A 10714-nucleotide genomic window follows, 5' to 3' on the forward strand; every position below is an offset into this window, starting at 1 on the left:
CGTCAAGATTAAATTCCAGAACCCCTGTTTGCTAACGCAAACAGGGGTTTTGTTTTGGGCGCTTGAAAAGCATCTCTTCAGCCGCCGCTCGCTTAGTACCGCACCTTCGCTTCTCTGGATGAAATAACCCGCCGCTGAGGGAAATCGATACAAAGTGTTTCTGCATTTTTGGTATGGTGCAGCACATTTTCACAAGGATTGATCTTTATCCGCAGGACGCGGCGTCGACCTTTTTCAACGAGATGCTGTAGAAATGCCTGAACCGATACCCATCAAGGACCACGAAAAAGAACACCGTCTGGTCAACAAACGTTTGCTTGCCTGCGCACTCCTGGTGATCGGTATCACCTGCGCCCTGGTGGGCCGGATGTACTTCCTGCAGGTCGTGCAATACGACTATCACTCCACCATTTCCGAAAACAACCGCGTCCACGTTCTGCCCATCACCCCCACGCGCGGCTTGATCTATGACCGCAACGGTGTGGTCCTGGCCGACAACCGCCCCAGCTACAACCTGACCATCACCCGCGAGCGCACCACCGACCTCAAGGGTGAGTTGGACGCGATCGTCAGCTTGTTACACCTGCCCGCCGAAGATCGCGCTGTGTTCGACAAAGCGCTCAAACAGGCCCGCCATCCGTTTGTTCCCGTCACGCTGTTCTACGAGCTGACCGAAGAGCAGATCGCCGTCTTGGCTGTCAACGAGTTCCGCCTACCGGGTGTAGACGTTGAGCCCCAGTTCGTTCGCCACTACCCATTGGGTGCGCACTTCGCTCACTCCATTGGCTATGTCGGACGAATCAACGAGAAAGAGTCCAAGGCCCTCGATTCAGTGGAATACCGCGGCACCCAATCGATCGGCAAGACCGGGATCGAACGCTTCTACGAATCGGAACTGCATGGTCATGTCGGTTATGAAGAAGTCGAAACCAACGCTCAGGGGCGGGTGTTGCGGGTGCTCAAGCACACGGACCCTATCCCCGGTAAAAACATTGTCTTGAGTCTCGACGTCAAGCTCCAGGAAGCCGCCGAAGAGGCCCTGGGTGATCGTCGTGGTTCGGTGGTTGCCCTGGACCCGCAAACCGGTGAGGTGCTGGCCATGGTCAGCAAGCCGAGTTTCGACCCGAACCTGTTCGTCACCGGCATCAGCTTCAAGGAATATGCCGCGTTGCATGATTCCATCGACCGCCCGCTGTTCAACCGCGTGCTGCGCGGACTGTATGCGCCAGGCTCGACCATCAAGCCCGAAGTGGCTATCGCAGGTCTCGACAGCGGTGTGGTCACACCACAAACCCGCGTGTTCGATCCAGGGTACTACCAGCTGCCGGACTTCGATCACAAATACCGCAACTGGAACCACAGCGGCGACGGCTGGGTAGATATGGACGCCGCCATCATGCGCTCCAATGACACCTACTTCTATGACCTGGCCCACAAACTCGGCATTGATCGCCTGCATGATTACCTGGCCGAATTCGGCCTGGGTCAGAAGGTGTCCCTGGACATGTTCGAAGAGTCCGCCGGGCTGATGCCTTCCCAGGCCTGGAAACGCGCCACACGCCGCCAGCCCTGGTTCCCCGGCGAAACCGTGATCCTGGGCATCGGCCAGGGTTATATGCAGGTCACCCCGCTGCAGCTGGCCCAGGCGACTGCGCTGATCGCCAACAAAGGCGTATGGAACCGGCCGCACCTGGCCAAGACCATCAACGGCGTGCCACCGGTGGATGAGAACCCGATGCCCAACGTAGTCCTCAAGGACCCGCGTGACTGGGAACAGGTCAACCACGGCATGCAACTGGTCATGCACGACCCACGCGGTATCGCCCGCGCGGCCGCGCAAGGTGCCCAATACCGCATCGCCGGCAAAAGCGGCACCGCGCAAGTGGTGGCGATCAAGCAGGGCGAGCGTTACAACCGCAACAAGACGCTGGAGCGTCATCGCGATAACGCCTTGTTTGTCGGCTTCGCGCCAGCCGAACATCCTAAGATCGTGATCTCAGTGATGATCGAAAACGGTGAGGCCGGTGGCCGAGTAGCGGGCCCGGTGGTGCGGCAGATCATGGATGCCTGGCTGCTCGACCAGGAGGGTCATTTGAAGCCGCAATATGCGACGCCGGCCAAAGCGCCTGGCGACCCGCGCGTCTGACTCAGACTTTCCATTCGCCCCAGCGCTCTACGCCGTCATCAACAAGCCAGGGCACATCATGGCTTGTCCAGATATGGGCGGTGGGCCTGGTGCCCGGATCATCGTCCAGCGTCGCCACCCGCACGATTACGTGGGGTTGGTGCGCGCGTTCGGCGATCAGATGGGAGCCGCAGCGCGAGCAGAAATGGCGCTGCTTGCCCGGTGATGACTCGAACGACGACAGCAATTCTTCACCGTGAGTCCAGCGAAAGTGTTCGCGCATCACGCCGGCCGTGGCGACAAACGCGGCCGCGTGCGCCTTGCGACAACTGTTGCAGTGGCAGTGACTGATGGGCATGTCCAGGCGGTCCACCTGGTAGCCCACGCCTTTGCAAAAGCAACTTCCTTTCAAGCCTTCAGTCATAACCTATGACCAGGTCAAGGATGGGGACATCATCATCGCGCATAACCAAAAGTTGCGCATTGGTCGATGTCGCCTAGTGTTCAATGGAGGAGGTGACTTATGCACGTATTGGATCGGATCGAACGAAAAGTCCTGCTCAACGCATCACGTAAACAGGTGTGGGAAGCGCTCACCCATGCTGAGCGATTTGGTGATTGGTTCGGTATCGCCCTCAAGGGAAAAACCTTTGTGACCGGCGAAACCCTTGAAGCGCAGATCACCTACCCAGGCTACGAACATGTGGTGTGGAAGGCCAGGATCGAACGCATCCTGCCGCAAACGCTGTTTTCTTTCTGGTGGCATCCCTTTGCGGTAGATAAAGACATCGACTACGACAAGGAAGAACCGACGCTGGTGGAATTCACCCTTGAGGATCGCGCGCCGGGCATTCTGCTGCGGGTGGTGGAATCGGGTTTCGACAACGTCCCCCAGGCTCGACGCCAGAAAGCGTTCAAGATGAACTCCCGGGGCTGGGATGAGCAAATGGGCAACATCGAAAACTATCTGAACAGCGCCAGGCGCGCCTGACGCGAACGGGCATCAACGCTGATGCCCATCGTCAACCGCCGTGTTGTTAGAAATCAATCGTCGCCGACAATTTCGCTACCCGCGGGTCGCCCTGGCTCAGGAAGCCACCCTGGGCCGATTCCCAGTATTTCTCGTTGGCGACGTTCTCCATCGTAGCGCCCAGTGTTACCTCACGTTGAGCCAGCGCGAAGGTGTAGCGCGCACCCAGGTCGAAACGGTTCCACGCGGGCAGGCTCAGGTTGTTCGCCGCGTCGGCATACTGGCCGCCCGTGCGCAGCATGCGCCCATTGAGGGTCACGCCTTGCAGGCCGGGCACGTCCCAATCCACACCGGCGTTGAGCTGGAACGAAGGGACGCCGATGGCGCGGTTGCCGTCGTTGGCACCGTTGAGGGTGCCCTTGAGTTCGGTCTTCATCAGCGTCACCCCCCCAAGCAAGCGCAGGCCACTTACCGGTTCGCCGAAGACGTTCAGTTCGACGCCTTTGTTGATCTGCTGGCCTTCGCGCACATAGCGCGCGGTGGTTGCATCGATGACTTGCGCATAACCCGCCCCCGGCTGCTCGATACGGTACACGCCGAGGGTGGCGCCATAGGTGCCCATGTCGACCTTGACGCCCGCTTCGATCTGCTTGGAGCGCGCCGGTGCATAGGCTTGCCCGCCACCGATGATCGTCCGGTCACCGGATTTGAGGGGCGAGGTGGGCCCCTGGGCGAGGCCTTCGATGCGGTTGGCGTACAGCGACACGTGCTCCCACGGCTTGAACACAATGCCGTAGACCGGCGTGGTGATCGATTCGTCGTAGTTGGCCGTGCGTGTGCCGCTCATGTAGTTGTAGCCCTGCACCACCATCTGCTGGCGACGTGCGCCCAATGTCACCAACAGACGGTCGTCGAACAAACCAAGAGTGTCGGACACCACAGCGCTGCGCACGAACGTCTTGGCGGTAATGGTCGGGTCGCTGAAGTCGGTGCCGGGGGTATTGCGCGGCGTGTTGAGCGTGGGTGGGGCGCCGGTCACAGGGTTGTAGAGGTTGGTTGCCGCCGGTGAACCGTTGAACACATAGGCGTTGCGCGCCTGGGTCCAGATGCCGGCCAGGCCGACGTTGAGTCGGTGGCTGACGGCGCCGGTCTGGAACTTGCCGTTCAAGCCGGCCATCAGGCTGGCGTTGTCTTCTTCGTGGGCAATGGTCGAGCGGCTGGAGGTGGCATTGCCGAGGTTATCGGTCAGGGTAATCGAGGAATACCGGCCCATTTCCCGGCTGTGTTTGGCACCGCCTGCGGCGTAAGCGGTCCAGTTTTCATTCAGGTCGTATTCGGCGCGCAGCATGCCCAGGGTGTCCTCCAGGTTGGTGCTGCTCCAGCGGGGCGCATAGTTGGTATCCGCCGAAGGCGCATCCGGGACGCGGGTCGCGCTGCCCAGGAACACGGAGTTGCGTCCGCCATTGATACGCTGCTTCTGATACACGAAATCACCCGACAGGCGCAGTGCATCGCCACGGTAATCGAGGCCGGCCGCGAAAAGTTTCGAGCGCTGGTTTTCGTCGTCAATACCGGTGTCGCCTTCGCGCTGTGACAGGTTGACCCGCGCGCCAAAACGGTGGTCTTCACCAAAGCGCTGCCCGATATCCAGATGCTCGCCCACCCGGCCATCGCTGCTGATGTCCGTGCTGAAGCGGCGCAGCGGCACGTCACCGGCGCGCTTGGGTTGCAGGTTCACACCGCCGCCGATCCCCGAGCCGCCCGGCGTCACGCCATTGATGAACGCGTTGGGGCCCTTGAACACTTCCACACGTTCCAGCGCGTCAGTGGACATAATCTGGCGTGGCAGGATGCCGTACAAACCGTTATAGGAAATATCGTCGCCATTCAACGGCAAACCGCGAATCATGAAAGTCTGGGCCTGGTTCGCATACCCTGACGCCTGGCGCACGGACGCGTCATTGAGCAGCACATCGCCGACCGTTTCCGCCTGCTGGTCGCGAATCAATTGCTCGGTGTAGGAGGCCATGCTGAACGGCACGTCCATGATGTCCTGATTGCCCAGCACGCCCAGTTGCCCGCCACGGGCAACCTGCCCACCGGCGTACACCGCAGGCAACGCCTCGGGCGCGGGGGCCTGGGCATCGATGCGCGTGGCGTCCAGTTGCAGGGTGTTGCTCGTATCGGCCTGCGCGGCAGCGCTAAGGGCGCAGCAAAGGGCAAGCACGGTAGGGCGAAAGGGCACAGCGAGGCGGCTACACAGAGGCATGGTCAATCCGGACGGTGAACCGTCAATGATGAGGAAGGGGGCAACACGGTGCGCTTCCTCACTGCGCGAATACGACTCCGGCGCGAATGATAGTAATTGTTATTCATATTCCGCAACAGATTTGTGAGATGACAGTTAACCTGCCGCCTTGACCGGATGCCGAGTAGAATCACGCCCTGAAAGCAATTGCCGAGGTGCGGTACGGTGGATTTACAGCAGGGTTTTGTCCTGACCCGGCATTGGCGCGACACTCCGGCGGGTACGCAGGTCAGCTTCTGGCTGGCGACCGACCAGGGGCCTCGGTGCATTCGCCTACCCATGCAGACCTCGGTGATGTTCATCCCCGAGATCCATCGCAAGCCGCTGGGCTGGCTGCTCAAGGACGAGCGCGACATTGAGTTGCGCGCGTTGCAGTTGTGCGATTTCCATCATCGACCGGTCCTGGGTCTCTACGCCCGGCAGCACCGCCAACTGATGGACATCGAAAAGCGCCTGCGCAGCGCCGGGGTCGATGTCTATGAAGGCGACGTGCGGCCGCCCGAGCGCTACATGATGGAACGCTTTATCACCGCCCCGGTGTGGTTCGGCGGCACTGCGGATGCGGACGGCACCCTGCTCGACGCGCAGATGAAGCCCGCTCCCGACTACCGTCCGCCGTTGAAGCTGGTGTCCCTGGACATCGAAACCACCGCCCAGGGCGATCTCTATTCCATCGCCCTCGAAGGCTGCGGCGAGCGCCAGGTGTACATGCTCGGGCCGCCCAACAAGCACGATGCGGTGGATTTCAAGCTCGACTATTGCGACACCCGCGCCCAACTGCTCGAACGTCTCAACCAATGGCTGGCCACCCATGATCCGGATGCGATCATCGGCTGGAACGTGGTGCAATTCGACCTGCGCGTACTGCACGAACATGCCCAGCGCCTGAACGTGCCGCTGCTGCTCGGGCGCGGCGGTGAAGCCATGACCTGGCGCGAACACGGCAGCCGCAATCACTACTTCGCCGCGGCCGCAGGCAGGCTGATCATCGACGGCATCGAAGCCCTGCGCTCGGCCACCTGGAGCTTCGAGTCGTTCAGCCTGGAGAACGTCGCGCAAACCCTGCTCGGCGAAGGCAAGGACATCTCCACGCCTTACCAGCGCATGGACGAAATCAACCGCATGTTCGCCGAGGACAAGCCTGCCCTGGCGCGCTACAACCTCAAGGACTGCGAGTTGGTCACGCGGATTTTCGAGAAGACCGACCTGCTCGAGTTCCTGCTCGAACGCGCCAGCGTCACCGGCCTGCCCGCCGACCGCAATGGCGGTTCCGTCGCGGCGTTCACCCACCTCTACATGCCGTTGATGCACCGCCAGGGCTTCGTTGCGCCGAACCTCGGCGACAAGCCGCCCCAGGCCAGTCCCGGCGGCTTTGTCATGGATTCACGCCCGGGCCTCTACGAGTCGGTGCTGGTGCTGGACTACAAAAGCCTCTACCCGTCGATCATCCGCAGTTTCCTGATCGACCCGGTGGGCTTGATCGAAGGCCTCAGGCATCCCGACGACAGCGACTCGGTGGAAGGCTTTCGCGGTGCGCGTTTTTCCCGCACCCGGCATTGCCTGCCGGCCATCGTCACGCGGGTTTCCGAAGGCCGTGAAGTGGCCAAGCGCGAACACAATGCACCGTTGTCCCAGGCCCTGAAGATCATCATGAATGCCTTCTACGGGGTGCTCGGTTCCAGCGGCTGCCGGTTCTTCGATACGAGGCTGGCGTCGTCGATCACCATGCGCGGGCACCAGATCATGCGCCAGACGCGGGAATTGGTTGAGGCCCAGGGCTATGAGGTGATCTACGGCGACACCGATTCCACCTTCGTCTGGCTTGGCAGCGCCCATTCCAACGAGGACGCCAGTCGTATCGGCCAGGCGCTGGTGCAGCACGTCAACGACTGGTGGCGCAGCCATCTGCACACCGAGTACGGCCTGCAAAGCGCCCTCGAGCTGCAATACGAAACTCATTTCAGCCGCTTCCTGATGCCGACCATTCGCGGCGCGGAGGAGGGCAGCAAGAAGCGCTACGCCGGCCTGGTAGTACGCGCCGATGGCAGCGAAGAGATGGTCTACAAAGGGCTGGAGACCGTGCGCAGTGACTGGTCGCCCCTGGCGCGGCAATTCCAGCAGGAGCTCTACCGACGCATCTTCCATCGCCAGCCCCATCAGGAGTATGTCCGCGATTATGTGCGTCGCACCTTGAGCGGCGAGCTCGACGACCTGCTGATCTACCGCAAGCGCCTGCGCCGAGCGCTGCATGACTACGAACGCAACGTCCCGCCCCATGTACGCGCCGCACGCCTGGCCGATGAATACAACGACCGCCTCGGGCGCCCGCGCCAGTACCAGCGCGGCGGCTGGATCAGCTATGTGATCAGCGTCAACGGCCCCGAGCCTTTGGAAGTGCGGCAAGCGCCGATCGACTACGATCATTACGTGACCCGGCAATTGCAGCCCGTGGCGGACGCGATCCTGCCGTTCGTGAACGATGATTTTGGCACTCTGGTGGGTGGTCAGATGGGCCTGTTCTAGGCGGATCGCCGCAACACCCGTTACTCAGGAGAAACGTCCATGTACACACTCTATGGCACCGACGAGTCCGGTTCCTGCATGATCGAAATCGCCCTGCAACGCTGCGCCGTGCCGTGGCATCGCGTGGAGGCCAGTTCCTGGCAGGACAGCGAGGGCAGCGAAGCCCTTGCGCGCATCAATCCCCTGAAACAGATCCCCACCCTGGTCACCCCCGATGGGCAGGTGCTGACCGAAAGCGCCGCCATCCTGATCCACCTGGGCCTCGAGTATCCCAAGGCCGACCTGCTGGTCGGCAACCGCGCGCAGATTCTGCGCGGCCTGTTGTATATCGCCGCCAATTGCTATTCGGCCATCGGCATCATCGACTACCCGCAACGCTGGCTGGGCAACGTGGATCAGGCCCTGCAAGCGCAACTGACCACCGGCACGCGGCGCTATCTGCATCAAGCCTGGGTGGTGTTCGCCGATCAGTTTGCCGACCAGTTGTTTACCCCCGACAACGTCCCCAACGCGTTGGGCATCATGGCGGCGGCGGTGTCGCGCTGGGATGAGGCGCGGGAAGCGCTGCACAATCTGGCCCCAGGTTTTGCCCATACCCTGGAACGGGTGGACGCCGACCCGCTTGTGGCGCCCGCATTCGCCCGGCATTGGCCGGATTGGAAGGTCTCGTAATCAGAGGAAACAATCACCTTACCGCCCTGCAAACCCTTGCGTAGCGTACGCCCTGACCTACGCTTCTCAACGTGGCGTAGGAATCATCCTTGAATTTGACTGTCGCAGACATGAAACTCAAGAACCCTGCATGGAATTCAAAGGAGGTGCGCATGCTCATCCGGTCGCTGACTCTGGCTACTTTGATGGCTTTTACGGGGCCGTTGTTGGCTGCCGATGATAATCCGCTCAAGCTGGAGCTGGGCAAAACCCGCCCTCTGGTCGTGGTGGAACTCGATGCCGGTAACCCGACGTTGGCCACGCTCAAGAAACAACTGGAAGAGCCTGCCACCAGGCAGTCCTTCGAAGAACGCAGCATGGTGCTGTACACCGTGAAGTTCGGCAGCATCGGCGCCGAAGGCGAGAAGTTCGCCAAGGACCCCAAGGACAGCAAAAAGCTCACGCCGCCTGAGACCAATGCACTGATCCGCGCACTCAAGCTTGGGGTCGGCAGCGGCACCAAGGTGATCCTGGTGGGCAAGGACGGGGACAAGAAACTCGAGAAGAACGTGCCGCCGGATACGCTCGATCTGAAAGAGTTTTTCAGCACTATCGACCAGATGCCGATGGCCGAAAAAGAAGCGGCTGCCGCGCCGGAACCTGCACCGGTCGAACCCGCGCCAGCGAAGGGCGCGAAACCGGCCAAGCCGGGTAGCAAGCCCGCGCCGCAACAGCTGGACGACTGAGCATACACCGCCGTCTGTAGGAGCGAGCTTGCTCGCGAAAAACGTCAACGATAACGCGTGCTTTCTGAATGAACGCGGTGCCTGTGAGTTTTTCGCGAGCAAGCTCGCTCCTACAAAAAAGCCTTAACTGGCTGGCATCAGGGCAAGCCCTCTCCTACATCAGTCCTGCTTAAGGTTTAGCCGCTTTACGCAGCGGAAACGGAAAGTAGAAAAACCGCAGGAATGCCACGCGCTTGATCACTTCCCCGATCAGCAACGACACCACCACCGCCACCACAAAGCCCACACACGCCGCCAGGAACGGATGCAGGCCCAGACGCTCCATCAGGTCGAAGGTCTTGTGCTGGATCTCGCCGTGGAAGATCAGCACGATCAAGGTGGATTGGCCGATGTAGGTCATCATCCGGGTCAGCAGGGTCGACACCATCAACACCCGCGCCAGCGCCCAGCACAGGTACACGCCGATCACCGCCAGCAGGCTGGTCCACAGCCAGTGGTCGTAGCGGCGCTGCGCCAGGTCCATGGTGTCGTGGCTGTAGAGGAACACCGCGGCGAACAGCGCCACCGCAATCAGCAGGGTCAACAGCGAACTCTCATGCCGACGCAGCCAATCGCGCAGCAGGTAGCCGTAGATGAAGTAGGTGCTGCTGATCAGTGTGACGTCGAGGCTGAAGGGCAGGCCGGGCATTGTCCAGGTCTGCTCGCCGACGCTGACCGGCACTTGCCAGAACCACGGCAGGATCCAGATCCCGAGCAACAGTTGCGCGCCGGCCAGCAGGCAAGCGCCCGGCAACGGCAGCTTCAGGCGTTGGATCAGCCGCAGCATCAGCCAACTGAACAGGATCGCCACCCAGAAGTGCGGCAAAAACCACAACGCCTGCCACGGGATGGTATCCACCGAGGCGTAAAACACGCCGCCGATGTCCGGCAGCAACGGCTGCCCGCGCAGCACAGCGCGCACGATCACATACGCCAACATGGTGAAGAAGAACGGCTTGAGCAAGCCATCGGCCTTGCGCACCGCCATCTCCACGAACGGCTGCTCGGGCTTGAAGAACACCCCGGACAAAAAGAAGAACAACGGCAGCACGAACGAGGCAATGATCGGGTAGAGCAAATCCACCGAGTTGGCGACAAACCAACTGTGGGCGTACACGATAACCAGGATACCGATGCCTTTGGCGATATCCATTTGAATCCAGCGATGTTTCATTTGAGTCTTCCCGAACGATCATTCACGCCTTGCGCCACGGCTTCAGCCACAGCCCCATACCCAGCAACACCACCGCGCCTGCCAGGGTGCTCAAGCCCAGTTGCAGCCACACGCCTTCGATTCGAAACAACAGCAGCGCCGCCAGCCCCATCAGCACGGTGCTGATCAGCCAATGCCG

General features: G+C 61.1%; 8 protein-coding genes and 1 pseudogene. 5 read left to right on the forward strand and 4 right to left on the reverse strand.

Annotated features, from left to right (window positions below; all coding sequences use genetic code 11):
* The first annotated feature begins 253 nt into the window (after positions 1-253).
* Complete coding sequence (gene mrdA / locus BFP90_RS03775) at positions 254-2146, forward strand: penicillin-binding protein 2 (RefSeq protein ID WP_065884393.1); 1893 nt, start codon at positions 254-256, stop codon at positions 2144-2146.
* Position 2147: 1 nt separating this feature from the next.
* On the opposite strand, the gene BFP90_RS03780 is transcribed toward mrdA, so the two are convergent.
* Positions 2148-2549: a GFA family protein gene (locus BFP90_RS03780; RefSeq protein ID WP_065895983.1), complete on the reverse strand. Its 402-nt coding sequence runs from the start codon at positions 2547-2549 to the stop codon at positions 2148-2150.
* Positions 2550-2648: 99 nt separating this feature from the next.
* Between BFP90_RS03780 and BFP90_RS03785 the strand changes: the two genes are divergently transcribed.
* Positions 2649-3116, forward strand: coding sequence for an SRPBCC family protein (locus BFP90_RS03785; protein WP_065884391.1), 468 nt, complete (start codon positions 2649-2651; stop codon positions 3114-3116).
* A 46-nt stretch (positions 3117-3162) separates the two neighbouring features.
* Here BFP90_RS03785 and BFP90_RS03790 read toward each other — a convergent pair whose 3' ends face one another.
* Entirely contained in the window at positions 3163-5364 is a 2202-nt protein-coding gene (locus tag BFP90_RS03790) for a TonB-dependent receptor (RefSeq protein ID WP_065892652.1), read from the reverse strand.
* 204 nt (positions 5365-5568) lie between these two features.
* Between BFP90_RS03790 and BFP90_RS03795 the strand changes: the two genes are divergently transcribed.
* From BFP90_RS03795 to BFP90_RS03805, 3 genes are all read left to right on the forward strand, one after another.
* Positions 5569-7926 (forward strand): DNA polymerase II, encoded by a 2358-nt coding sequence (locus BFP90_RS03795; RefSeq protein ID WP_065895984.1) that lies wholly within the window; start codon positions 5569-5571, stop codon positions 7924-7926.
* 39 nt (positions 7927-7965) lie between these two features.
* Positions 7966-8598, forward strand: a complete 633-nt coding sequence (locus BFP90_RS03800) for a glutathione S-transferase N-terminal domain-containing protein (protein ID WP_065895985.1) — start codon at positions 7966-7968, stop codon at positions 8596-8598.
* A gap of 152 nt (positions 8599-8750) precedes the next feature.
* Positions 8751-9323 (forward strand): DUF4174 domain-containing protein, encoded by a 573-nt coding sequence (locus BFP90_RS03805; protein WP_065892655.1) that lies wholly within the window; start codon positions 8751-8753, stop codon positions 9321-9323.
* 169 nt (positions 9324-9492) lie between these two features.
* On the opposite strand, the gene BFP90_RS03810 is transcribed toward BFP90_RS03805, so the two are convergent.
* The gene (locus BFP90_RS03810) at positions 9493-10536 is read right to left on the reverse strand and encodes an acyltransferase family protein (RefSeq protein WP_065895986.1); all 1044 of its coding nucleotides are present in this window, start codon (positions 10534-10536) and stop codon (positions 9493-9495) included.
* Between the two features lie 22 nt (positions 10537-10558).
* A pseudogene (locus tag BFP90_RS29040) lies at positions 10559-10714 on the reverse strand (murein biosynthesis integral membrane protein MurJ); the annotation flags it as partial.

The sequence above is a fragment of the Pseudomonas sp. 24 E 13 genome, from assembly GCF_900004715.1.
Classification (GTDB): Bacteria; Pseudomonadota; Gammaproteobacteria; order Pseudomonadales; family Pseudomonadaceae; genus Aquipseudomonas; species Aquipseudomonas orientalis_A.